The organism is Eubacterium album, from assembly GCF_025336545.1.
Taxonomy (GTDB): Bacteria; Bacillota; Clostridia; order Lachnospirales; family Lachnospiraceae; genus Eubacterium_U; species Eubacterium_U album.
The window spans coordinates 26,563-53,483 of sequence record NZ_JAODBU010000001.1 but is presented as its reverse complement, the minus strand read 5'-3'; the positions used below and the strand labels follow the sequence as shown (position 1 = coordinate 53,483).

Sequence of the window (26,921 nt, the reverse complement as noted above, 5' to 3'; positions counted from 1 at the left end):
TGTATAATCACCGAAAAGAAGCGAAGCGGATTTGAGGTGGTTATAAATGGCGGAGCCATGTGTATAACAAAACTCAAGCATCAGAAAGTGTTTGGCAAATGTATAATCACCGAAAAGAAGCAAAGCGGATTTGAGGTGGTTATAAATGGCGGAGCCATGTGTATAACAAAAAAGTAAGCAGAAAATAAAATAACATAATTAATATATATCAAGAAAATAGATATATATGTATGGTTGAAAAAATGTCGTATTTGCGATAAAATGTAAAAGTTAACGTGGATCTTTATACATATTAAAAACGTTACAAGATACTAAGAAAAAGAGAGGACAGAGCAATGGATTTTAATATTGCAGTTATTCCAGGTGATGGAATTGGACCCGAAATTGTAGCAGAAGCACAGAAGGTTCTCGACACTGTCGGTAAGAAATTTGGTCATTCTTTCAGTTATACTGAAGTTGATATGGGTGGAGTTTCAATCGACAAACACGGAGTGCCACTTACAGATGAAGCATTGGCAACAGCGAAAGCTAGTGATGCAGTACTTCTTGGAGCTGTCGGAGGTGTCGTGGGAAAGGATAGTTGGTATGATTTACCACCACATCTTAGACCAGAGGCAGGGTTGCTTGCAATTAGAAAAGGCTTAGGTCTATTTGCAAATTTAAGACCTGCTTATTTATATAAAGAATTAAAGGGTGCATGCCCATTAAAAGAATCTGTAGCAGATGCCGGATTTGACATGATAATTGTTAGAGAATTAACAGGTGGTCTTTATTTTGGTGAAAGAAAGACAGAAGAAGTTAATGGCGTAATGACAGCCATTGATACTTTAAAATATGACGAAAACGAAATTAGAAGAATCGCTATTAAAGCATTTGAAATTGCAATGAAGAGACGCAAGAGCGTTATTAGCGTTGATAAGTCAAATGTTTTAGATTCATCAAGACTTTGGGATAAGGTAGTCACAGAAGTAGCAAAGGATTATCCAGAAGTAACATTAACACATATGCTTGTTGATAACTGTGCAATGCAGTTAGTTAAAGATCCTGCACAGTTTGATGTAGTTGTTACTGAGAATATGTTTGGTGATATTTTATCAGATGAGGCAAGTATGGTAACAGGTTCAATTGGAATGCTTTCATCAGCAAGTCTTGCAGAAGGCAAATTTGGATTATATGAACCAAGTCATGGAGCTGCACCTGATATTGCAGGACAGAACAAGGCTAACCCAATTGCAACAATTCTTTCAGCTGCTATGATGCTTAGATATTCATTTGATTTAGATGAAGAAGCTAAGGCAGTTGAAGATGCAGTACAGAAAGTATTAGAAGATGGAATTCGTACAATTGATATTATGTCTGATGGGATGCAGATGGTTGGATGTAAAGAAATGGGCGATTGCATCTGTGAAAGAATATAGAATATATAGGAGGCAGTTATGAAGAGTGATGCAGTAACAAAAGGATTACAGCAGGCTCCACACAGATCATTATTCAATGCTCTGGGGCTTACTGAAGAAGAAATGAACAGACCATTAGTTGGTATCGTATGTTCATACAATGAAATTGTACCAGGTCATATGAATCTGGATAAAATAGCAAATGCAGTTAAAATGGGTGTTGCTATGGCAGGTGGTACACCTATTATGTTCCCGGCTATCGCAGTATGTGATGGTATTGCAATGGGACATACAGGAATGAAATATTCCCTTGTAACAAGGGATTTGATTGCAGATTCAACAGAAGCGATGGCGTTAGCACATCAGTTTGATGCATTAGTTATGATTCCTAACTGTGATAAGAATGTTCCCGGATTATTAATGGCTGCAGCAAGAATTAATGTTCCAACAGTATTTGTTTCAGGTGGACCAATGCTTGCAGGTCATGTTAAAGGAAAGAAGAGAAGTTTATCTTCTATGTTTGAAGCAGTAGGTGCTCAGGCAGCCGGAAATATTACATTAGATGAATTAAAAGAATTTGAACAGAATGTATGTCCTACATGTGGTTCATGTTCAGGTATGTATACAGCAAATTCAATGAACTGTTTAACAGAAGCATTAGGTATGGGACTTAAAGGAAACGGAACAATCCCGGCTGTATATTCAGAAAGAATTAAACTTGCAAAACATGCCGGTATGAAGGTTATGGAATTGCTTGAAAAAGATATTAAGCCAAGAGATATTATGACAAAGGATGCAATCTTAAACGCATTAACAGTAGATATGGCACTTGGATGCTCAACAAACAGTATGCTTCATTTGCCTGCAATCGCTCATGAAATTGGATTCGATTTTGATATTTCATTTGCTAATCCAATAAGTGAAAGAACACCTAACTTATGTCATTTAGCACCGGCAGGTCCTACATATATGGAAGATTTGAATGAAGCCGGTGGTGTATATGCAGTTATGAATGAGTTAGCAGAAGCAGGACTTCTTAACTTAGATTGCATGACAGTTACGGGAAAGACAGTTGGAGAAAATATTAAGGGGGCGGTTAACAAGAACCCTGAAGTTATCAGACCATTAGATAATCCATACAGTAAGACAGGTGGTCTTGCAGTATTAAAGGGAAATCTTGCACCGGATGGTGGTGTTGTAAAACGTTCAGCAGTTGTTGATGAAATGATGGTTCATGAAGGACCTGCAAGAGTATTTGACTGTGAAGAAGATGCAATCGCAGCTATTAAAGGTGGAAAGATTGTTCCTGGTGATGTTGTTGTTATTAGATATGAAGGACCAAAGGGTGGCCCTGGTATGAGAGAAATGTTAAATCCAACATCTGCCATTGCAGGTATGGGATTAGGTTCATCTGTTGCATTGATTACAGACGGACGTTTCTCAGGTGCTTCAAGAGGTGCATCTATCGGACATGTTTCACCGGAAGCAGCCGTAGGTGGTCCTATAGCATTAGTTGAAGAAGGAGATATTATAAAGATTAATATTCCTGAAATGACATTAAACATTGACGTTTCTGATGAAGAAATGGCAACAAGAAAAGCAAAATGGCAGCCAAGAGAACCTAAGGTTACAACAGGATATCTTGCTAGATATGCATCTATGGTAACTTCAGGAAACAGAGGCGCAATTTTAGAAATAAAGAAATAAAAAGAGAGGGTAAAAATATGCAATTAACAGGTTCAGAAATAGTTGTTGAATGTTTGAAAGAACAGGGTGTTGATACAGTTTTTGGTTATCCTGGTGGAACAATTCTTAATATTTATGATGCTCTTTATAAACATTCAGATGAAATTACACATATATTAACATCCCATGAACAGGGAGCTGCACATGCGGCAGACGGTTATGCAAGATCAACAGGTAAGGTTGGTGTTTGTATGGCAACATCAGGCCCTGGAGCAACAAACCTTGTTACAGGGATTGCTACAGCATATATGGATTCAATTCCAATTGTTGCAATAACAGCAAATGTTGCTAAATCAGGACTTGGAAAAGATTCTTTCCAGGAAATTGATATTGTAGGTGCAACAATGCCATTTACAAAGCATAATTTTATAGTAAAGGAAATTGAAGATTTAGCAGATACAATTAGAAGAGCATTTACAATTGCTAAATCAGGAAGACCGGGTCCGGTATTGGTTGATATTACAAAGGATGTAACAGCTAATAAAACTGAATATACAAAACAGACACCTAAGGCAATTGAACCATATACAGATACAATCAAAGAAGAAGATGTTGATAAGGTTGTAGAATTAATCAAAGAATCAAATAAGCCATTTATCATTGCCGGAGGCGGATTAGTAGCTTCCGGAGCACAGGATGAATTTAGAAAATTTGCAGACATAATTGATACACCTGTTTGTGACACTTTAATGGGTAAAGGTGCAATTGAAGGAACAAATGCACGTTATACAGGTATGATTGGTATGCATGGAACAAAGGCATCTAACTTTGGTGTAACACGATGCGATTTATTAATTGTTATTGGTGCAAGATTTAGTGATAGAGTTGTTGGTAATCCAAATAGCTTTGCACCGGATGCAAAAATTATACATATTGACATTGATCCAACTGAAATTAATAAGAATGTTAAGACAGATGCAAGCATTATAGGTGATGCAAATGAAATACTTAAGAGATTAAACACAAAGTTAGAAAAGCAGAATCATAAAGAATGGATGGATGAAGTTGGAGAATTAAAGAACAAATATCCATTAGCATTAGACAAAACAACATTAAATGGTCCGTCAATTATTGATGCATTATATGAAATAACAAATGGTGATGCAATTGTAACAACTGATGTTGGACAGCATCAGATGTGGGCTGCACAGTTCTATAAATATAAAGAAACAAGACAGTTAATTACATCAGGTGGTCTTGGTACAATGGGATATGGTGTTGGCGCCTGCATAGGTGCTAAGATGGCAAATAAAGACAGAATCTGTGTTAATATTGCAGGTGATGGATGTTTCAGAATGAATATGAATGAAATTGCTACAGCAACACGTTATAATATTCCAATTATTCAGATTGTAATTAATAACCATGTATTAGGTATGGTTAGACAGTGGCAGACATTATTCTATGGTAAACGTTATTCAAATACGGTATTAGATGATCAGGTTGATTTTGTTAAGATTTCAGAAGGAATGGGTGCAAAAGCATACAAATGTACAACAATTGATGAATTCAAAAATGCTTTAAAAGAATCAATTGAATTAAATATTCCTTGTGTAATAGATTGTCAGATTGACAGCGATGATAAGGTATTCCCAATGGTACCGGCTAATACATCAATTAGCGAAGCTTTTTCTGAAGAAGATTTAGCTGCAAAGGGATATGACTGCTAAGAGACAGTATATATAAAAATTAGGAGGAAATAGAAAGAAATGGCAAGAGTATACAATTTTTCAGCAGGACCTGCTGTATTACCAGAAGAAGTATTAAAAGAAGCAGCAGATGAAATGTTAGATTATAAGGGATGTGGAATGAGCGTAATGGAAATGAGCCATCGTTCAAAAATGTTCCAGCAGATTATTGATGAAGCAGAACAGGACATTAGAGATTTAATGGGTATTCCTGATAATTATAAAGTATTATTCCTTCAGGGTGGTGCATCACAGCAGTTCGCTGCAGTACCAATGAACTTAAAGAAGAATGGCAAGGCTGCTTACATCGTAACAGGACAGTGGGCTAAGAAAGCTGCTGCAGAAGCAGAAAAGTATCTTGAAGTACAAAGAGTTGCTTCATCAGCAGATAAGACATTCTCATATATTCCTGATTGTAGCGATTTAGATATTGATGATGATGTTGATTACGTATACATTTGTGAAAACAATACTATTTATGGTACAAAGTATCATGAATTACCAAATACAAAAGGACATACATTAGTAGCTGATGTATCTTCATGTTTCTTATCAGAACCTGTTGATGTATCAAAGTATGGTGTAATTTATGGTGGTGTTCAGAAGAACGTTGGACCAGCAGGTGTTGTTATTGCGATTATTAGAGAAGATTTAATTCCTGAGGAAGTTGATAGCACAGTTCCAACAATGCTTCAGTGGAAAACACAGGCAGATGCAGGATCACTTTACAATACACCTCCATGCTATGGAATTTATATTTGTGGAAAAGTATTTAAATGGATTAAGAAGATGGGTGGCCTTGATGCAATGAAGAAACGTAACGAAGAAAAGGCTAAGATTCTTTATGATTTCCTTGATAATAGCAAATTATTTAAGGGTACAGTTGTTCCAAAAGACCGTTCACTTATGAATGTACCTTTTGTAACAGGTGATGCTGATTTAGATGCTAAATTTGTAGCAGAAGCTAAAGCTGCCGGACTTGAAAATCTTAAAGGACATAGAACAGTTGGTGGTATGAGAGCAAGTATTTACAATGCTATGCCAATCGAAGGTGTTAAGGCATTAGTTGAATTTATGGAAAAATTTGAAAAAGAAAACGCATAATAAGGAGAAGGAAAAATGGTTAAGGTTAATTGTTTAAATCCTATTTCGAAAGTAGGAACAAGCAAATTTACAGATAATTACGAATTTACAGATAATTTTGAAGAAGCAAATGCAGTATTAGTAAGAAGTGCAGCAATGCATGATATGGAATTATCTGATAATCTTTTAGCAGTTGCAAGAGCAGGTGCAGGGGTTAACAATATTCCTTTAGACAAGTGTGCAGAAAAGGGTGTTGTTGTATTTAATACTCCGGGTGCTAATGCAAATGGTGTTAAGGAATTAGTATTATGCGGAATGCTTCTTGCATCAAGAGATATTATTGGCGGAAATAAATGGGTTGAAAACAATAAAGAAGACGAAAACATCAACAAGACAATGGAAAAAGCTAAAAAGAATTTTGCCGGAAATGAAATTATGGGTAAAAAACTTGGAGTTATTGGACTTGGTGCTATTGGCAGTTTAATTGCAAATGCAGCTACAGAACTTGGTATGGAAGTATATGGTTATGATCCATTTATCTCAGTAGATGGAGCTTGGAGATTATCAAGTGAAGTTAAACATGTAAATACAAGAGAAGAAATTTACAAAGAATGTGATTTCATCACTGTTCATACACCATTATTAGATGATACAAGAGAAATGATTAACAAAGACACAATCGCTATGATGAAAGATGGAGTTGTAATTCTTAACTTTGCAAGAGATTTACTTGTATGTGATGATGACATGATTGCAGCATTAGAATCAGGTAAAGTAAAGAGATATGTAACAGACTTCCCTAATGCTAAGATAGCTAAGGCAAAGAATGTTATTGCTACACCACATCTTGGCGCTTCAACTGAAGAGTCAGAAGATAATTGTGCTGTAATGGCAGTTAAAGAATTAAAAGATTTCATTGAAAACGGAAATATTATTAATTCTGTAAATTATCCAAAATGTGATTTAGGTGTATGTGACAAGGTTACAAGAATTACAATTTGTCATAAAAATATTCCAAACATGATTGGTCAGCTTTCATCTGCAGTTGCTGCTGAAGGTATGAATATTTCAGATATGGTTGACAAATCAAGAGGAGATTACGCTTACACAATTATGGATTTAGATAGCAAAGCTACTGCTGAATTAGTTGAAAAAATTGAAGCAATTGAAGGCGTAATTAAAGTACGTATTGTAAAATAATAAAGCAAAATTTAATGTGATAAATTACTGTTTGTTATACGGTATTAATACTTAAAAAATTATTGATCACATTATTAAAAAGCCTTGGATAATTAATGTTTAATTAGTCTGAGGCTTTTTGTGACTTTTTAGGTATATATTTATGGATGATTGGGAATATGTTAACCATATATAATTTATAACGGAAAGGAGAAAAAGAATATGAATTTGTTAGCTAGTGCTACTCAAGAAGAAGTAGAAAGTGTATCAGACAATATTGAACAATTATCAAAGGACGTGAGCAAATTATCACAGATTGGCAGTGATTTAATAGATAAAGCGGTAGCCTTTGGTATAGATATAATTATTGCAGTAATTATATTTGTAATTGGGAAATTTATAATTAAATTTATTCTTAAGTTTGTAGATAGAATATTTGCCAAATCATCAGCAGATGAAGGTGTAGCGAAATTTATTCATTCAGTATTAAAGGTTACTCTATACATCATACTTGCAATTACAATTTGTGGACAGATCGGTATAGAAACAACATCATTTGCAGCAATTGTTGCTTCCGGAGGTTTAGCAATAGGTCTTGCATTTGAAGGAAGTTTATCAAATTTTGCAGGTGGCGTTATGATTTTAATTATGAAGCCGTTTACTGTAGGAGATTATATAGAATCAAATGGAGTTGAAGGAACAGTTTACAAAATTGATATATTCTATACATCATTAAAAACAGTAGATAACAAATCTGTAAAATTACCGAATGGAACGTTGTCAAATAGTATTTTGACCAATTATTCAATGAATGAAAAAAGAAGAGTGGATGTTGAGGTTGGTATAGGATATGATGATAATATAGAACTTGCACGTAAAGAACTCGAAAGAGTGATGAACAGTTATTCTAATATAATGCACGATGAGGCAAACGCAGTAGTTGTTAAAAATTTAGCAGACAGTGCAATTATAATGGAAGTTAGAGTGTGGGTACCTACTGAATATTATTGGGATTGCAAATTTTATTTAAACGAAAATATACGTGTTTCTTTTGATAAAGCAGGAATTTCAATTCCATTTAATCAGCTTGATGTAAATGTACACAATGTAGATTAAGATATTTTGATAAATAGTAGAGCCTATATTTTTATGAAAAAACTTAGTTACAAACTTAGGTATCATATAATTGCTAAAAAAACTGAGGTTAATCCAATGGGATGGATTCAAACCTCAGTTTTTTATTAAAATAAATTCTTTTATTTACTTAAATATTCTTTGTTAATAGCGATTACTTTATCCATTGCTTCCTTACCAGGAGCACCAATTGTTAAACGCTTATCAACACATGTTTTAAGACTGATTGCATCATATATATCTTCTTCAAATACTGGACTGATAGCTTTAAATTCGTCTAATGTCATATCGTCAAGAGAAATACCTTTGCCTTCGCAGAATAAAACAAGTTGTCCAACAATACCGTGAGCATCTCTAAATGGAACTCCATGATTTACTAAATAATCAGCAGCGTCTGTAGCGTTAGTAAATCCGTTTTTAGCGCTACTTTCCATAACCTGCTTATTGAATGTCATAGTATCAATCATTCCTGTAAATAATGCGATACAACCTTTTGTAGTGTCAATTGCGTCAAATGCAAATTCTTTATCTTCCTGCATATCTTTGTTGTAAGCAAGAGGAATTCCCTTCATTGTAGTAAGAATAGAAGTGAGAGCACCATAAACACGTCCTGTCTTTCCTCTAATTAATTCAGCAATATCAGGATTCTTTTTCTGAGGCATAATGCTTGAACCTGTACTATAAGAATCGTCAATATTTACAAATCTGTATTCGTTAGAATTCCATATGATAATCTCTTCACAAAATCTGCTTAAATGCATCATAATTGTAGATAATGCAGACATCAATTCAATTACATAATCCCTGTCAGAAACGGAATCCATACTATTTAATGTCGGACCATCAAAATTAAGCAAAGAAGCAGTGTATTCACGATCAAGAGGATATGTTGTTCCAGCTAATGCACCTGCACCTAAAGGACAATAATTCATACGGTCATAAATATCTGTTAATCTGCTTCGGTCTCTTTTAAACATTTCAAAATATGCGCCAAAGTGATGAGCTAAAGTTACCGGCTGGGCTTTCTGCAAATGAGTAAATCCCGGCATAAAAGTTTCAGTGTTTTCTTCCATAACTTTCATTATAGACAAAAGTAAAGTTTTTAATAATGAGTCAAGTTCAACTACTTCATCACGGACATATAATTTCATATCTAAAGCAACCTGGTCATTACGGCTTCTTCCTGTGTGCAATTTTTTACCAGGGTCACCGATTCTTTCAATAAGGTGAGCCTCAACAAAGCTGTGAATATCTTCATGCTCAGGAGTAAACTCTAAATGTCCGTTTTCAATATCAGTCAAAATGCTATTTAATCCGTTAATAATTGCAACTTTATCTGATTCTTCAATAATACCCTGCTTTGCAAGCATGGTCACATGAGCAATACTTCCCTGAATATCCTGTTTATAAAATTTCTGGTCAAATGATAATGACGCATTAAAATTATGTACTAATTTATTTGTTTCTTTTGTGAAACGGCCTCCCCATAATTTCATATGTAATTCCTCATTTCTTTTTTTGTATTTACATCTTACAAATATATTACAATAAACAAATTGATGAAAATCTTTTTGGTATAAACAAATTTCTGAATCGTTTTTGTTATATATTGCGCTAAGACATCTTTAAAATTATAGCATTATAACAGTAGTTTTTCAAATATATATTTGTAGAGTAGATGTTTTGAAGCTATGCATATAATAATGTATTTTAATTAAAATTTATATTTAGAAAGTTATTACATAATTTTACAAATGGATTAAATTTAATAAAGCAAAAATATAACAACATATAACAACATATAAAAGTAAAATATAACAAAAAATAAAACAAAATCGTTACAATATAATAAGGATTTTTTATGTGCAGATATTTACATAATCATATAGAAATTATTATTTGAAAATATTCTGCAATATAATATAATGGTTCGTGGATTAAAAAATTAAATTAATGTTAGGATTAAAGCAGCTTCGTGTATTATGCATATAAAGTCCTGGCATTGAGATAAAAGGAAGAAAAATGAAATTATATTTAGCACCATTAGAAGGAATAACAGGATACATATATAGAAATGCCTTAGCGGCAGTATTTGAACAACCGGATAAATTTTTTGCACCGTTTATAGGTACAAGTCAGAATAAAAAATTTTCTAATAAAGAAGTAAGAGATATAAATCCGCAAAATAATAAAATAAATGTTTTGATTCCTCAGCTTATGACAAAACAGACTGATCAGGCACTTAGTGCAATGAGTAAATTAAAAGATTACGGATATACAGAGGTTAATATAAATGCAGGCTGTCCGTCAGGAACAGTAGTATCAAAAGGACGTGGCTCAGGCCTTTTGAAAAATCTTGAAGATTTAGATATTTTGCTTGATAAAATGGTAAATGAGTCAGGGATGGAAATATCAGTAAAGACGCGAATCGGAATGTATGAGCCGGAAGAATTTTACGAAATACTCGAAATATATAATAAATATAATTTAAAGGAATTAATTATACATCCAAGAGTGAGAGAAGATTTTTATAATAACACTCCTAATTTAGAAGTTTTTGAGTATGCTTATGAAAACAGCAAAAATAAACTTTGTTACAATGGTGATGTAAATAGCGTAGATGATTATAATAAAATTATAAAACGATTTCCAAACATAGATAGTGTAATGATTGGTCGTGGAGCAATTACTAATCCAAATATTTTTTCTGAAATACGAGGTGGTGAGAGAGTCACTAAAGAAAAATTGTATAGATTTAATGAAATTATATATAATGATTATAAAGAAGTAATGAGCGGTGATAGAAATCTTTTATTTAAGATGAAAGAAGCATGGAGATATATGTCACCACTATTTGAGAATTATGAAAAGAATTGGAAACGAATCAAGAAAGCAAATGACTTAATTCATTTTAATAATGCAATAGAAGAAATGTTTAAATGTGATATTATAAATTAACGAATAATAAAATGGACACTTAAAATGATTTGCTCTTAAAAGTTTAATTTTTGTTGTACTTTTAAGGGGCATACAAAAAAGTGTCCATTTATTATTGGATAAATAATTAAATTACTAATTTTTTTTCTAATAAAATATGTTGTTAAATAATATTACTTAGTTATGATTTCAAGAATCTTGTTGCTTCTTTCGATAAAAGCTGTCATTGATTCTGGATTAAGAGGTGTATGACTAATCATTGCGAGGTCGTATAACTGCTTGCAAATTAAATCAGTATTTTCTCCCTCAGGATTATCAATGATATATTTAACAAGGTTGTTGTTTGAATTAAGAACCAGAGTTTCACCTGCACCACCAAACATTGAAGGATCCATTCCTGCCATTCCGTACATCTTCATCATGTCCTGCATACGACGGCTTTCTTCTGATAAAGTAATCATAGAAGAAATAGAAGAATCTTTCATCTTTTCAACCTTAACATCAAGAGTATCTCTGTTTAAAGCTTTCTTAAATGCTTCAGTTAATTTGTCAGTCATTTCTTTTAATTCATCTTCATTAACTTCTTCTTTGAAAGTATTTGTTAATTCAGCATCAATACGAACAAACTTTACATTTTCATTTTTTTGCTCTAATTGTGTTATAAATGGCTGGTCGATAGCATCTTTCAAAATAACAACATCTATATTTTCGTTTCTATACATATTAATGTACTGACTTTGCTGAACAGGGTCAGTTGTATAGAAGATTGTGTTTTCGTGAGCTTCTTTATTTTTTTCTAAGCATTCTTTAAATGTAAGGAATTTATCGTCAATATTTTTAAATAAAACATAGTCAGACATCTTCTCACAGAATTTTTCATCTTTAAGGCATCCATATTTAATGAATGGTGAAATGTCATCCCAGTATTTTTCGTAATTTTCTTTATCTGTTTTGCACATTCCTGAAAGCTTATCAGCAACCTTCTTAGTAATGTAATCGGAAATCTTCTTAACGAATCCATCGTTCTGAAGAGCACTTCTTGATACGTTAAGTGGAAGGTCAGGACAATCGATTACACCCTTTAATACCATTAAAAATTCAGGAATAACTTCTTTAATGTTATCAGCAATAAATACCTGATTGTTATATAATTTGATAACACCTTCTACAGATTCGAATTCAGTATTAATCTTAGGGAAGTAAAGAATACCCTTTAAGTTAAATGGATAATCCATATTTAAATGAATCCAGAATAAAGGTTCCTTATAATCCATAAATACTTCATGATAGAACTGTCTGTATTCTTCTTCAGTGCACTCATTTGGATGCTTTGTCCAAAGTGGAACGGGATTACTAATGCTCTTAGGTCTTTTAAGGATTTTAGCTTTAGTAGTAGCAGGAGAAACCTCTACAACCTCTTTAGTTCCATCTTCATTTTCTTTTTCTTCAGTTTTAGCTTCTTCAACAATAGTTTCAATTACTGTATCTTTGTCAGTTACTTCTGATTCAGGAATTGTATCATATTCTGGTTCAGCGTTTGGGTTAGAAAGGAATATTTCAACAGGCATAAAAGAACAGTACTTGTGAATGATTTCACGTGCTTTGAACTCATTTGCAAATTCTAAGCTATCATCATTTAAATATAAAGTAATCTTTGTACCTCTGTCTGTTTTATCGCAGTCATCCATAGAAAATTCGAGACCATTTTCACATTCCCATTTTACAGCCTTAGAACCTTCTTTATAAGAAAGAGACTCAATAGTAACTCTATCTGCAACCATAAAAGCAGAATAGAAACCTAAACCAAAATGACCGATAATCTGGTCTTCGTTAGTTTTGTCTTTGTATTGCTCAAGAAATGCTTCAGCACCTGAGAAAGCAATCTGATTGATGTATTCATCAATTTCCTCAGCTGTCATACCGATACCGTTATCGATAAATGTTAATGTCTTGTCTTTAGCATTGGCTATAACCTGAACTTTAAGTTCACTTTCTTCGTCATCTTTAAATTCGTATTCTCCGATAAGAGATAATTTTTTTAATTTTGTAATTGCATCGCAACCATTAGAAATAAGTTCTCTGAAAAATATATCGTGATCAGAGTATAACCATTTCTTTATAATTGGGAAAATATTTTCACTGTTAATAGATAAACTACCTTTTGTAGCTGCCATATATATCACTCCTTTATATAAATCTATTAGTGTTTGCAAATACTATTTCTTTTTATTTTATCAATTTTCACAATTCCGAAGTATTTGCATTCACCATAATTTTTACGCTTGATATATATTTTAGACAGGTCAAATGTAAAAGTCAAGAGAAAATTAGCACTCGATAAAAAAGAGTGCTAACAAATGCGCGAGAAGATGTGTTTATGAGTTTTAAAATTGTATTGAATTTATAATTTATTCGATTTCAAGTTCGAAATGCTGATTTAGTAAAGTAGTAATTTGTTTATCCCAGAATTTATCAATGGACTTGTCCATTGTAAATATACTTAAGGAGGTACCTGTAATAACATTTAACTTGTTGTTTTCATAATTAATATGTATGTACATTCCTAAAACCTGCGAAGCTTCAATGTTAGTATCAACAGAAGTTAACATTTTTTCAATATAAGAATTAGGAAGTTTTAATGTGATTTTAAATTTTAATGGAGCGTTTTTCCCTTTGATAATTTCAAAACATATATGTCTGATACTTCCCCATGAGATGAAATCGTCTTCAGGTTCTTCAAGTTCATTTTTTTTAATAAAATCTTTGTTAATACGCCCGTCAACAGAGAAAGTGTTGATTGTTGTTAATTCTAATTCGCTTACCAACATATAGTCAAATGTATCTTTTATAAAAATTGCGTTCATAAATTCGTTTTTACTAATCACATTAATTGCTATCATGCAAATTCTCCTTTATTTTGCTACTAAAAGTCTGTACTTGTTACTATAGCAAATATGGATGCAAACGGCAATTAAAATTGACTTTTAAGGTTACAAATGATATAAAAGAATATAATTGTATTGGGTTTTATTTTTTCTGTAGAATGAATATAAATATAAAATAAAATGATATATTTTAAATAACGGGATGAGATGGATAAACAAAGATACAAAATAATTACATGAAAGGAACAGAAAAATGGGTTTTATTAAAGGAGCAATTGATGCAGTAGGTGGAACATTTGCAGATCAGTGGTTAGATTATTTTACACCACCGACAAATTTAGGAGCAGGAGCAGTTATATATAAGGCTGTTCTATCAGAAACGAACAGAGGAAGAGGATCAAATACAAAAGGTTCAGTAGGAATTTATGGAGACGTATTAGGTGATATAACCGATATGGGTAAAGAGTTAATAAAAAAATTATAAATGAAACTTATAAAGGCTATCAGATAATAGTAAATCTGATAGCCTTTTAATCAGCTCCTGACGGGATTCGAACCCGTGGCCTACGCATTACGAGTGCGTCGCTCTACCAACTGAGCCACAGAAGCGTGTCACACCTATATATAATACAAAATGATAAAATTGTTGTCAATTAATTATTAGATTAAATCTTAAATACGTGAACTAATTATTTACATTTCATTGTAAAGTGGTTATAATAACCGTATTGTCGGAAAGAAGAACTTTTTGACATCTTAAAAGTTAATTGTTAATATTTTTGTTGGCATTAATATTTAATCAGATTTAATGATTGTTAGGAGAGTCAATGACAAAAAAATATAAACCATACAGAACAGCGAATAACAGGGACATTTATAAAAAGTATGATAATAAACGTAACAGACTTGAAAATCCACAGAAATATGACAATGTCAAATTGTTTGGATTCCGCTCAGGAAAGTCTTATAAGATGATTCCGGCATTGTTATATTATGTATTAGTTATTTCATATGTGTTATTTAGTTTATATGGAGAATTTACATCACTTAAATTTGAACCACTAGATGTTGTTTTAGAGATATTTAAATATGTATTTATTCTCGTTGCAGTATTAAGTCCGGCATTATTTTTGTCAGATTTTAAATATATAGATAACATTCCGGTATTTAGAAAACATAATCCTGTTTCAGGGTTTATAGGTATTTTAGTTGTTATACTTTTATGCTATGGAATTATGCAGGTAGAAATATATTGTATGAGCGATACATATAAAACATCAGTACAAAAATATGATGAAGAATACCGGAAAAAGTTAGAAGAAAGACAAAAACAGTTAGAAGATGAATCGCTTCTTAACGAAGAAACATTGACTGTGGAAGAAACAACTGTTTCCATAGAAAAATAATCTGATATTAGGAAAAATGAGCAAAATTCATTTGCTATAAAAAAGTTTCCCATAATCGGCATCTGACTTAATTGAGAAACAAGACATATAATTGTAGGAGAAATGACAATATGAAAAAAAGAAGTAGTATAGTACTTGTTTGCGTAATAGTAATAGTAATTGCGTTAGCAGTAATAGTAATTGCGTTAGCAGGAATAGTTGGATTTAATTCTTTAAAAGAAAGTGAAAGCAATAACAAGAAAGTTACAACGACTGAAGTTATCACAAAAAATACTGATAAAGAGAAAGAAACAACTACAGAACAGGAAACAGCAAAGATTAATAACAATGGTAATGGAAATAATTCAGCTGAAGATATATTCTTTGATGGAGATAAAGATGGTTCATCAAATGATAAAAAAAATGATTCTTCAGATGATGTATTAAATGATAATAGTAACAATAGTAATTCTACAGATGTAGATTCTAACAGTGATGATGATTGGTCAGATTTATACTAAATAAATAATACATCTGATTGTTCATAATATATGGGTGGATTAATCACCAAAAATAAAAAAATGGAGAGGTCATATGGAAAAGAAATTAAAGGTTGGCGTTTTAGGCGCAACAGGAATGGTAGGACAGAGATTTATAACTTTACTTGCAGATCATCCTTGGTATGAAGTTACAACATTAGCTGCAAGCCCACGTTCAGCAGGGAAAACATACGAAGAAGCTGTAGGCGATAGATGGAAAATGACAACACCTATGCCTGAAAAAGTTAAGAACATGATTGTTCATAATGTTAATGAAGTAGAAGCAGTAGCTTCAACAGTTGACTTTGTGTTTAGTGCAGTAGATATGTCAAAGGATGAAATTAAAGCTATTGAAGAAGCTTACGCTAAAACAGAAACACCTGTAGTTTCAAATAATAGTGCACATAGATGGACACCTGATGTACCAATGGTTGTTCCTGAAATTAATCCTGAACATTATGAAGTTATTAAATACCAGAAAGAAAGACTTGGCACAAAGAGAGGTTTCGTAGCAGTTAAGCCTAATTGCTCAATACAGAGTTATGCACCAGTTCTTACAGCATGGAAGGAATTTGAACCTACAGAAGTTGTAGCAACAACATATCAGGCAATTTCAGGTGCAGGTAAAACATTTAAAGACTGGCCGGAAATGGAAGGAAACATAATTCCATTTATTGGTGGTGAAGAAGAAAAATCTGAACAGGAACCACTTAGACTTTGGGGAAAGATTGAAGATGGTGTTATTAAAAAGGCTACAAGTCCTATAATAACAACTCAGTGTATCAGAGTACCGGTTCTTGATGGACATACAGCAGCAGTATTTGTTAAGTTTGCTAAGAAACCTACAAAGGAACAATTAATTGAAAAATTAAGAAACTTCAGTGGTCTTCCACAGAAACTTGAACTTCCAAGTGCTCCAAAGCAGTTTATTCAGTACTTAGAAGAAGATAACAGACCACAGGTCTCATTAGATGTAAACTTTGAAAATGGTATGGGAATCTCAGTAGGTAGATTAAGAGAAGATACAGTATATGATTATAAATTTGTAGGATTATCTCACAATACTTTAAGAGGCGCAGCAGGCGGAGCAGTTCTTTCAGCAGAACTTCTTACAGCACAGGGATATATTACAGCAAAATAATTAATTAAAATTTTAAAGCAGATGGTGTCAATGTGATGCCATCTGCTTTTATATGCACCTAATGAATCTACAAAGGATACTCGACAGATTTGACGTATTAGTGATAAAATATAATTTAATATTCAATAGGATGGAGAAAAAAGATGAAGAATACAGGATTTTATTATGTTAAAGAAGTGGCGAAAGAAAAAAGCTTTTCTAAAGCATCAAAGAAACTTGGAATTTCGCAACCGGCTTTAAGTTCATATATCAATAAATTAGAAAAAAAGTGGGGAATACTTTTATTTGACAGAAGTATATCACCTATTGAACTTACAGAATTTGGCAAATCATATTTAGAGTATGCGGGTTCAGTTATAGAAGCTAAAGAACGTTTTGAAAAAGAAATATCGGATTTAAATGAACTTAAAACCGGAACGATTGTATTAGGCAGTACTGCATGTTTTTCGTTGAGTTATTTGCCATATGCGTTAACAGAATATAGTAAAAAATATCCCGGAATTAACTTTCAGATAATAGAAGGAAAAACTCCGGATATTCAAAGAAAATGTTTAGACGGTACGGTTGATATTTTCCTTTCTGACAGTGATATAGATGATAGTTTATTTGAAAAAGAAGATATATTTGAAGAAAGAATTGTTATAGCGGTACCAAGGGAAAATGTTATAAATGAAAAGTTGAAAGATTATCAGGTTAGTCCTGAAACTATAATTGCAGGAAAACTGAATGATGAAGCTATAAAAGAAGTTGATATGTCTGAATTTAAAGATGAAAGATTTATATTATTAAATGAAGACCAAAGAGTTAGAAAGATTGTAAACAAATTGTTTGACGAATATTCAATTAGCCCGGAGGAAATAATGGAAATTCAGCAGTCAACAACAGGATTTGCAATGGCAGTGGCTGGAATGGGTGTGACTTTTGTTGCTGAAAGTGCTATTAAATTTAATAATTATGCAAATCATCCTATATATTACAAAGTGGGAACAAAAGAAAGTACAAGCAGAAAAATGTGTGTAGCATTTAAAAAAGGAAAATATATTTCAAAGGCAGGAAGATTGTTTATTAATGAAATGAAAACAATATTTGAATAAAAAAATGAACAAAATATAATTTTTGTTTACAAAATATCTACACAATGTGGAAAATGTGTTCCATAATTAGCAAAAAAATAGGAATATATACATTTTATATATAAAAATTGAAGGAGTGATATTATGAAAAATCATTGAAGAGGGGTCTTTCATTTGACTTTCATTAACATTTCTCGTAACAAGTACACTTAATGTAGGATATCTTGAAATATCTCATCCAACAATAGTTATACTTACAACAACACCTGCAGTTACAATTTTTTTTTGAAAGATTTTGTAAAACTATAGACTATTTTGTGATTTTATGAGAAAATAAACAAAGGTGTGGGCAGACTAAACGCTCACAAATAATACATAGCATAAGATGGGTAGCATTACTTGTTTTATGCTAAAAATATGGGGATAGTTCCCTAGGTTATATTTCGAAAGGAGTATTTATTCAAATGATTTATTCAAAAGAAGTTGAAATGATGTGCCCTGTAGCTAAGGGTGCAAAGCATGAACCAGCTCCAATTCCAGAAGAAGGAAAATGGGTTCATTCAAAAAAAATCGAAGATATTTCAGGCTTTACACATGGTGTAGGCTGGTGTGCACCTCAGCAGGGAGCATGTAAGCTTACTTTAAATGTTAAAGAAGGTATCATTGAAGAAGCATTAGTAGAAACAATCGGATGTTCAGGTATGACACATTCAGCAGCTATGGCAGCTGAAATTCTTCAGGGAAAGACAATTCTTGAAGCTTTAAACACTGACTTAGTTTGTGATGCTATCAATACAGCAATGAGAGAATTATTCTTACAGATTGTATATGGTAGAACACAGAGTGCTTTCTCAGATGATGGTCTTGTAGTTGGTGCCGGACTTGAAGATTTAGGTAAAGGTCTTCGTTCACAGGTTGGTACAATGTACGCAACAAAGGCTAAAGGTGTTAGATACCTTGAAATGGCTGAAGGTTATGTAACAGGTATCGCTCTTGATGCTGATAATGAAGTTATTGGTTACCAGTTTGTAAATCTTGGAAAGATGACAGACTTTATTAAAAAAGGTGATGATCCTACAACAGCTTGGGAAAAATCAAAGGGTCAGTATGGACGTGTTGATGACGCTGTTAAGATTATCGATCCAAGAAAGGAATAGGAGGTAACAACAATGGCATTATTTGAATCATATGAAAGAAGAATTGATCAGATTAATTCTGTTTTAAATAGTTATGGAATCGCTTCTATCGAAGAAGCTGAAAAGATTACAAAGGACGCTGGATTAGATGTTTACGAACAGGTTAAAAAGATTCAGCCAATTTGTTTTGAAAATGCATGCTGGGCTTATACAGTAGGTGCAGCTATTGCTATTAAGAAAGGATGTAGAAGAGCTGCTGATGCTGCTGCAGCAATCGGTGAAGGTCTTCAGGCTTTCTGTATTCCTGGTTCTGTTGCTGACCACAGAAAAGTAGGTCTTGGACATGGTAACTTAGGAAAGATGTTACTTGAAGAAGAAACAGAATGTTTCGCATTCCTTGCAGGACATGAATCATTCGCAGCTGCTGAAGGTGCTATCGGTATCGCTGAAAAAGCTAACAAGGTTCGTAAGAAACCTTTAAGAGTTATCTTAAATGGTCTTGGAAAAGATGCAGCTCAGATTATCTCAAGAATTAACGGTTTCACATTCGTTGAAACAAAATACGATTATAAAGAAGCTAAGTTAAACATTGTTTACGAAAAAGCTTACTCAGATGGACTTCGTGCAACTGTTAAATGTTACGGTGCTGACGATGTACAGGAAGGTGTTGCAATCATGCATCACGAAAACGTTGGTGTATCTATTACAGGTAACTCAACAAACCCAACTAGATTCCAGCATCCTGTTGCAGGTACATATAAGAAAGAATGTATCGAACAGGGTAAGAAGTATTTCTCAGTAGCATCAGGTGGTGGTACAGGACGTACACTTCATCCGGATAACATGGCTGCTGGTCCAGCTTCATATGGTATGACAGATACATTAGGACGTATGCATTCAGACGCTCAGTTCGCAGGTTCTTCATCAGTTCCGGCTCACGTTGAAATGATGGGTCTTATCGGAATGGGTAATAACCCAATGGTAGGTGCTACAGTAGCTGTAGCAGTTTCCGTTGAGGAAGCAGCTAACGCTGGCAAGTTCTAATCAAACAATTAAATAAAACACTTGAAAGTGCCGTAATCAAAGGGATTGCGGTACTTTTTTAATAATGGACTTTAAATTCCTATTTATATAACACAACAAAATCATTTTCTTTTATTAATGTATTCCCGTCGGGTATTAAATTATCTTCGCCTCGTTTAATTAAAGCAATAAGAACATTTTCTGGTAAATTTAATTCCTGAATTGTTTTGTTACACCATTTATCTGTGCTTTGTATCTTGATTTCTTTTAGATTCTCCTGCCCTGATGGTTCGTATGAAGGAACACTAAGTATTAATGTATCTTTCGCTAAAATCATAGTATCACCTTTAGGAATTATAGTTGTTCCATTGCGTTTAATCATAAGAGCTAAAGAATTAGTGGGCATACTTACATCACTAATTAATTTATTCTCCCAATTATGACCTTTAGGTATGTACATTCTCATTAAGGTAATAGAAGAATCCTCCTTATAATCATTAAATGTTTTTCGAACATCTTCGTTGTTATCAATCATCTTTAATTTATTTGCTATCTTAGGAATAAGAGTTCCTTGAATTGAAACTGAAAATAAAGCAACCATAAAAACAATATGAAATATATCTAAAGAGATATCAGGGTTCCCGGCAACAACCATAATCGAAAAAACAATAGAAGCAGCACCGCGAAGTCCCGACCATGATGTTAATAGGCATTGCTTAATACTACATTTGAATGGTATCAGCAATGCAAATACAGCTATTGGTCTTGCAATTAAAGTTAGTATAGCAACAATGCAAAGTGAAGGCATAGCTATATCAGGAAATTTGTGTGGAAATGCAAGTAATCCAAGTAAAAAGAAAATTAAAATTTGAGCCAGACCGGTAATTCCATCAAAAAATGGAATAAGTATATCTTTATTTTTAATTTTTGTGTTACCAAGTATTATACCTAATAAATATACGCTTAATAATGCGTTTCCATTTATATAGAGAGAAATACCAAATGAAGCTAATATTAAAGCAATCATAAATATTGTGTCTAATCCATTACTTATTATTGTTGTCTTTTTTATTATAAATAATCCAATAAATGCGAAACTTACACCTATTAATAAGCCAAAGAATATCTGTGAAAAAATCATTAAAGGTATTGTAGATAATGATTTAGAATTAAACAAAGATATTCCTATGATTGTAAGCATATATGATACAGGGTCGTTGCTTCCGCTTTCGATTTCAAGGAGAGATGCAGTTCCATTTTTTAAATTTAACTTTTTCTTTCTTAATATAGAAAAAACACTTGCTGCATCAGTTGAGGAAAGAACTGAACCAATCAGGAAACTTTCTACAAAAGAAAATTTAAGAATAATATAGCAGAATAAACCTGTGATTGTGGCGGTGATTATAACTCCAATAGTTGATAATAAAATGGCTTTTAAAGCTACAGTTTTAGCGGTAGCCCATTTTGTATTGAAACCTCCATAAAACATAATGAAACATAGGGCAAGCATACAGATTTTTTCGGCAAATTCATAGTTAGAGAAGGCTATTTTAAATATTCCATCGCTTCCAAAAATCATACCTATGCCCATAAAAAGAATAAGCGTAGGCATACCAAATTTGCCTGAAAATTTATCGGCTATTATACATAAAAACAAAATTAGTGATACACAAGTTAAAGTTATCGCCATATAAATCTCCTTTCTCTGAAGTGATAAGTTTTATATTAGGGAAAATGTAAATAGACAACTAAAAAAATACAGATTAATTTTATAAATCTTATCATATATATTATTTTTACGAAATAAATATTCATGTTTACTTTTATTAATTAAGCAAAATATATAAAAATCAGGTCAAAAATTGAAAAAAACAAGAATTTACTAAATAAATTAAAATATTACTTTAGTGATTATTGCTAAATATACAAATAATAAAACTGTTTTTATTCTATTAATGTACGAAATTTCCAGTTAATGAAATTTAAAAAAAATTTTTGTAAGAAAATTGTGGTACAACGTGCTATAATATACAAAGACTGAGATTCAGTTATGAAAAACAAGAGAAGGAGGAATTTTCAATGAAAAGAAAATCAACATTCAAGTCTTTGTTAGCATTGGCTTTAGCAGTTGTTTTAGTATTCTCAACAAATATTACACCTGCAAGCGCAGCTAAGAAGAAAGCAAAGGCAACAAATGCAGTTAAAAGCGTTAAAGTCGTTTCACCTGCAGGTACAAAGAAAATTGCGACAGTTGCAAGGGGCAAGTCAATTAAACTTACTGTAACAGTTAAAGCAAAGAAGAAAGCATTCAAGAAAGTGACTTATAAGTCAAGCAATGCAAAAGTTGCTACAGTATCTAAGAAAGGTATTGTAAAGGGTAAAAAGGTTGGTACAACAACAATTAAGGTTGTATCAGTAAAGAACAAAAAGAAAACAGCAAGCATTAAAGTTAAGGTTGTAAAGAATGCAGTTAAGAAAGTAACACTTAACAAGAAGAATCTTGACCTTGCAGTTGGTGCTTCAGAAAAGTTGAGCGCTAAGGTAAATGCTCCTAAGAAATCATACAAGGCAGTAAAGTGGACATCATCAAATGAAAAAGTAGTTAAGGTTTCAAATAAGGGTGTTGTTAGTGCAGTAGGCGAAGGAACAGCTAAGGTTACTGTTACAGCTCTTGATGGTAGCAAGAAGAAAGCTACATGTACAGTTGCTGTATGGAATGGAATTAAAGATGTACAGTTAAACAATCCAAGAAATAACTATTATGTAGACTCATATAAGGTTGTATTAGATACACCAATTGCACTTACAAAAGATAGCTTTGTAGTTAAGAGCAAAGTTCGTGCAGAAGGTACATACAACAGAGAACTTGAAGTTGAAAAAGTATTTACAAACGACAATTTAAACTACACTATATTTACAAAGAATTCAGTTGAAATGGGAGAATTTGTACAGGTTTCAGTACCATCATTAAAGGGGAAAAACGCTGTTGAGTTACAGGCTCTTGCAGACGGATATGAATATAGACAACTTGTTTCAGGTGTTGTAGGAGACGAAATTAATACAGGTGTTGGTTTCAAAAATCTTGTTGGATATGAAACAGTTTCAGTTGCATCAGGAAATCTTCCAGCAGGCTTAGCAATTGAAAAGTACACAAACAACATTAAGGGTAAGGTTGCAGCTGTAGCAGAAAATCAGGTTGTAAACTTTACAGGTACAGACGAACTTGGTAGAACAGCAAGTTCAAAAGTAAATTTCCTTATTGGTGACAAGAATAAGGTTGTTGCTGAAAACAAGACTATTGGTGATCAGGCTAATGCATTAATTTATCCACATGAATATATTGGATCATACATTAATGTTGAAGGTGGAAGCGGAGAATACCGTGCTACTCTTTTAGACACATACAATGATTTATTTTATTTGGATAGTGAAAATACAGATGAAAACGGAAACAAATATACAACAACATCAAGTAGAGTATATGTTAATGGTAGATCAGGAAAAGTTGAAGCAGGAACATATACTCTTAGAGTACAGTTTACAGATATAGAAAATCCTACACTTACAGCTATAGGAACACTTACAGTTGTAGTTACTCCGGCAGTTTCTGTTACTACAGTTCTTTATAATTATGACAGTAGCACAGATGAATTAATGTTTTACAATCATGATTTAAATGAAACTTTCAGTGCAGTATCTGCTGATGAAACAACTGATTATGAAAAGAAGATTCTTACATCAAAGGTATGTCTCCCGGCAGGTAACTATTCTGTATATATTGAAAGTTATGGAGAACAGATTACTCTTGCTAAGTATGTAAGCTTAGGCGCTGATACAGTATTATCATATACAGCTCCAACAAGAGCAACAATTACGGGAACTCTTAAAGACAGATCAGGTGCAGTACTTAATAAGAGAGCTTATGTAAGAATTTACAAAGCAGATAAAACAGATGAACCTATTGGATATGATTACGTAAGTTCATATGATGATGGAAAATATGAATTCAAGTGCGTACCTAATGGAACATATGTAATTAAGGCATTTGATAATGAATCTGATAAAGAATTAGCAACATCAGCAACTATTACAGTTACAGGTGCAAACATTGTTGTTGATTTTCCAAATTTACCAATTGATAATGACCAGAATATTGATTAGTAATTTATAAGCATAATTTAATGTTTAGATAAAAATTAAAAGCAAGCGGCATAGTCGTGTAAACGGCTATGTCGTTTGTTTTTTTGGCTCTTTGTCAAGAGTGGGGTGAAAGATTTTTTTAATAAATGAAATTTATAAACATATAAAATCGTTTTTTATATGTAGAATTAATTTTAATATATAACAAAAAAAATAAGCAGTTTAAACAAAAAGAAATATTATAGAAATTGCTACATTAATGATGGAGTGTATGGAGTTAATTGGAATGAAGTGATTCAGGGATGTGTCGGAAATACAGTTGATACAACTGATAGCATTAATAAACAGCTAAAGGCAGGAAAGAATATTATTTTCCAACCGGGAGTATATCATGTTGATAAGCCAATTGAAGTATCAAAAATAACTGTCAAAGCAAATAAAAAAATTAAGAAATTAATTAATAAGGCTTTAAAATAAGCCAACCATAAGAAAAAACTCCGGCAGACAAGGCTGAAAAAAATAATCTTTTAAATTTTGAGAATATTTAATAATCAACTGTCTGTTGGAGTTTTTTACTTAAATTTAATTTAACTATATTTCTTTAACCAATAACTGATTTGAAGAATATATGCTAACATTTGTGGACCAGCCATAAGTTGACCGTACCATGGCTTGCCATAATCTTTAGATGAGTTGATGTAATTAATTACCTTATTTTTATCTACAATAAAATTAAGTGCATAGTTATTATCAAATTCTTCTAGAAGAAGTTTACCAATCATTTTCTCGTATTCAGGATTGTAAGTTTTTGGATATGGAGATTTTTTTCTGTTTATAATTTCTGGTGGAAGAAAATCTTTCCCACATTCTTTTAATAAATGTTTAACACTTCCCTCTTTACATTTGTATTCCCATGGAATACTGAAAACATAGGATACTAATCTATAGTCGGCAAAAGGAACTCTTGCATCAAGCCCTGAGAAAACACTACAACGTTCCATTCTGTTAACTAAAGTCATCATGAACCAGTTTATAGTCAGATATCCAATTTCAAAACGGCGTTTATCTTTCTCGTTGTTGTAATCACTTTCAGGGCATTTGCTTAGAGAAGTTTTATAAGCGTCATCAACGTATTCTTCTAAATTAAGAGATTGAATGAAACTGTCATTAAAAAGAGATGTTCTTACGGATAAATCTTTAGACCATGGGAAAGAATTTGAGTTTATCATTTCATCACGATGAAACCATGGGTAACCACCAAATACTTCATCAGCACATTCTCCCGTTAAAGCTATGTTATTTGTTTCTGATATTTCATTGCAAAAGTACATTAAAGAAGATTCAATATCTGCCATACATGGAGCATCCCTCATATCAACAGTTTCTTTTAAATATTTAATTTGCCCTGAACTGTCACAGGTTAGATATTTATGATTAGAATTTAAGTATTTTCTCATTATTTCTACGTAAGGTCTGTCTAATGAGTTTTGAAAAGAGTTCCCATTAAAGAAAATTTCATTGCCTTCAAATTCAAATGCGTATGTTTTCAATTCTCTGTTTTCTTTATCCATCATAGATTTAGCAATAGAAGTTACAAGACTTGAATCAATTCCGCCGGATAAAAGAGAACAAATAGTTGTATCTTTAGTTAATTGCTTTTTAATACTGTCTTTTATCAGATAATTAACTTTGTCAACTGTATCTAAATAAGGATCAGTGTGATGATTATAGGTTAATTCCCAATAGCAATGAGTTTGGTAACTGATAATGTCCTGTGAGTTAAAAGTTACTTTTATATAATTGCCGGGAAGTACTTCAAATATATTTTTAAATAAACTTTTTCCGGGAGTTCGTGCAGGACCAAGTCCGATTATTTCACACCAGCTTTCATTAGTTAGTTCGGGTTTTATGCCGTAAGCAAATATACTTTTTGGTTGAGAAGCAAATATAAAATGATTATTTGTACAATGATAAAATAATGGCTTTATACCAATAGGGTCTCTTACTATTATTAATGAGTTGTTTTCGTAAATTGCAAATGAAAAACCACCATTTATTTCTTTGAAAATATCTTCGCCGAAAACTAAATATAAATATAGAATAAGTTCTTCGTTGCACAATTCATAAGCGGAAATATCATAGGATGATAATTTATATTTTAATTCATTTGAATTATAAATGTTTCCTGTAAAGACGATAGAAGCTGTTCGATTCTTATAGGTAACTGATATCGAATCTCTATGTGTGACTGAAAAATTGCTGGCTGTAAATCCGATGTGATGTTTCATGTAAATTATACTGTTTTCGTGGCAATTTGTAATTAATGAATCCTGCATATTAGTTAATTTGCTTTCGTAAATTGCATACAAAGTATGGTTTCTCTCAACGTCAAATTCTGTTTGAAAGTAACCGGCAATACCGCTCATAAAAACCTC

General features: G+C 32.4%; 21 protein-coding genes and 1 tRNA gene. 16 read left to right on the top strand and 6 right to left on the bottom strand.

The window, feature by feature from the left end:
* The first annotated feature begins 335 nt into the window (after positions 1–335).
* The 6 genes from leuB to N5B56_RS00190 all read left to right on the top strand — a co-directional run bounded on the left by leuB (position 336) and on the right by N5B56_RS00190 (position 8,209).
* Positions 336–1,418, top strand: coding sequence for a 3-isopropylmalate dehydrogenase (gene leuB, locus N5B56_RS00215; protein WP_022087950.1), 1,083 nt, complete (start codon positions 336–338; stop codon positions 1,416–1,418).
* 18 nt (positions 1,419–1,436) lie between these two features.
* Positions 1,437–3,104 (top strand): dihydroxy-acid dehydratase, encoded by a 1,668-nt coding sequence (ilvD, locus tag N5B56_RS00210; RefSeq protein ID WP_260978037.1) that lies wholly within the window; start codon positions 1,437–1,439, stop codon positions 3,102–3,104.
* Between the two features lie 17 nt (positions 3,105–3,121).
* Positions 3,122–4,813, top strand: coding sequence for a biosynthetic-type acetolactate synthase large subunit (gene ilvB / locus N5B56_RS00205; protein WP_260978036.1), 1,692 nt, complete (start codon positions 3,122–3,124; stop codon positions 4,811–4,813).
* A 39-nt stretch (positions 4,814–4,852) separates the two neighbouring features.
* Positions 4,853–5,935, top strand: a complete 1,083-nt coding sequence (serC, locus tag N5B56_RS00200) for a 3-phosphoserine/phosphohydroxythreonine transaminase (protein ID WP_022087947.1) — start codon at positions 4,853–4,855, stop codon at positions 5,933–5,935.
* Between the two features lie 15 nt (positions 5,936–5,950).
* Positions 5,951–7,114 (top strand): phosphoglycerate dehydrogenase, encoded by a 1,164-nt coding sequence (locus N5B56_RS00195; RefSeq protein ID WP_260978035.1) that lies wholly within the window; start codon positions 5,951–5,953, stop codon positions 7,112–7,114.
* 201 nt (positions 7,115–7,315) lie between these two features.
* The gene (locus tag N5B56_RS00190) at positions 7,316–8,209 is read left to right on the top strand and encodes a mechanosensitive ion channel family protein (RefSeq protein ID WP_260978034.1); all 894 of its coding nucleotides are present in this window, start codon (positions 7,316–7,318) and stop codon (positions 8,207–8,209) included.
* 140 nt (positions 8,210–8,349) lie between these two features.
* On the opposite strand, the gene argH is transcribed toward N5B56_RS00190, so the two are convergent.
* A complete protein-coding gene (gene argH / locus N5B56_RS00185) occupies positions 8,350–9,723 on the bottom strand; it encodes an argininosuccinate lyase (protein ID WP_260978033.1) in 1,374 nt (457 codons plus the stop codon).
* A 526-nt stretch (positions 9,724–10,249) separates the two neighbouring features.
* Here argH and N5B56_RS00180 point away from each other — a divergent pair.
* Complete coding sequence (locus N5B56_RS00180) at positions 10,250–11,185, top strand: tRNA dihydrouridine synthase (protein WP_260978032.1); 936 nt, start codon at positions 10,250–10,252, stop codon at positions 11,183–11,185.
* Positions 11,186–11,337: 152 nt separating this feature from the next.
* Here the strand turns inward: N5B56_RS00180 and htpG are convergent, their stop codons facing one another.
* Together htpG and N5B56_RS00170 are read right to left on the bottom strand one after the other, a co-directional pair.
* A complete protein-coding gene (gene htpG, locus N5B56_RS00175) occupies positions 11,338–13,338 on the bottom strand; it encodes a molecular chaperone HtpG (RefSeq protein ID WP_260978031.1) in 2,001 nt (666 codons plus the stop codon).
* Between the two features lie 234 nt (positions 13,339–13,572).
* Entirely contained in the window at positions 13,573–14,064 is a 492-nt protein-coding gene (locus N5B56_RS00170; protein ID WP_022087941.1) for a DUF5721 family protein, read from the bottom strand.
* 238 nt (positions 14,065–14,302) lie between these two features.
* On the opposite strand from N5B56_RS00170, the gene N5B56_RS00165 reads away from it, so the two are divergent.
* Complete coding sequence (locus N5B56_RS00165) at positions 14,303–14,533, top strand: hypothetical protein (RefSeq protein WP_260978030.1); 231 nt, start codon at positions 14,303–14,305, stop codon at positions 14,531–14,533.
* Between the two features lie 52 nt (positions 14,534–14,585).
* Here the strand turns inward: N5B56_RS00165 and N5B56_RS00160 are convergent.
* Positions 14,586–14,658 (bottom strand) — tRNA-Thr (locus N5B56_RS00160).
* A gap of 218 nt (positions 14,659–14,876) precedes the next feature.
* Between N5B56_RS00160 and N5B56_RS00155 the strand changes: the two genes are divergently transcribed.
* The 6 genes from N5B56_RS00155 to N5B56_RS00130 all read left to right on the top strand — a co-directional run bounded on the left by N5B56_RS00155 (position 14,877) and on the right by N5B56_RS00130 (position 20,367).
* Positions 14,877–15,455, top strand: a complete 579-nt coding sequence (locus N5B56_RS00155; protein ID WP_022087938.1) for a hypothetical protein — start codon at positions 14,877–14,879, stop codon at positions 15,453–15,455.
* 110 nt (positions 15,456–15,565) lie between these two features.
* Positions 15,566–15,955, top strand: a complete 390-nt coding sequence (locus N5B56_RS00150; protein ID WP_260978029.1) for a hypothetical protein — start codon at positions 15,566–15,568, stop codon at positions 15,953–15,955.
* Positions 15,956–16,028: 73 nt separating this feature from the next.
* Entirely contained in the window at positions 16,029–17,114 is a 1,086-nt protein-coding gene (asd, locus tag N5B56_RS00145) for an aspartate-semialdehyde dehydrogenase (protein ID WP_260978028.1), read from the top strand.
* A gap of 143 nt (positions 17,115–17,257) precedes the next feature.
* Positions 17,258–18,208, top strand: coding sequence for a LysR family transcriptional regulator (locus N5B56_RS00140; protein WP_022087935.1), 951 nt, complete (start codon positions 17,258–17,260; stop codon positions 18,206–18,208).
* Between the two features lie 443 nt (positions 18,209–18,651).
* Entirely contained in the window at positions 18,652–19,344 is a 693-nt protein-coding gene (locus tag N5B56_RS00135; protein WP_117909272.1) for an iron-sulfur cluster assembly scaffold protein, read from the top strand.
* Between the two features lie 12 nt (positions 19,345–19,356).
* Positions 19,357–20,367, top strand: a complete 1,011-nt coding sequence (locus N5B56_RS00130; RefSeq protein ID WP_117909274.1) for a GGGtGRT protein — start codon at positions 19,357–19,359, stop codon at positions 20,365–20,367.
* A gap of 79 nt (positions 20,368–20,446) precedes the next feature.
* On the opposite strand, the gene N5B56_RS00125 is transcribed toward N5B56_RS00130, so the two are convergent.
* A complete protein-coding gene (locus N5B56_RS00125; RefSeq protein WP_022089509.1) occupies positions 20,447–22,036 on the bottom strand; it encodes a potassium/proton antiporter in 1,590 nt (529 codons plus the stop codon).
* A gap of 389 nt (positions 22,037–22,425) precedes the next feature.
* Here N5B56_RS00125 and N5B56_RS00120 point away from each other — a divergent pair, with 389 nt between their 5' ends.
* Positions 22,426–24,507, top strand: coding sequence for an Ig-like domain-containing protein (locus N5B56_RS00120; protein WP_260978027.1), 2,082 nt, complete (start codon positions 22,426–22,428; stop codon positions 24,505–24,507).
* Between the two features lie 270 nt (positions 24,508–24,777).
* Positions 24,778–24,963, top strand: a complete 186-nt coding sequence (locus tag N5B56_RS00115; protein WP_260978026.1) for a hypothetical protein — start codon at positions 24,778–24,780, stop codon at positions 24,961–24,963.
* Between the two features lie 110 nt (positions 24,964–25,073).
* On the opposite strand, the gene asnB is transcribed toward N5B56_RS00115, so the two are convergent.
* Positions 25,074–26,912 (bottom strand): asparagine synthase (glutamine-hydrolyzing), encoded by a 1,839-nt coding sequence (asnB, locus tag N5B56_RS00110; RefSeq protein WP_260978025.1) that lies wholly within the window; start codon positions 26,910–26,912, stop codon positions 25,074–25,076.
* Positions 26,913–26,921 lie beyond the last annotated feature (9 nt).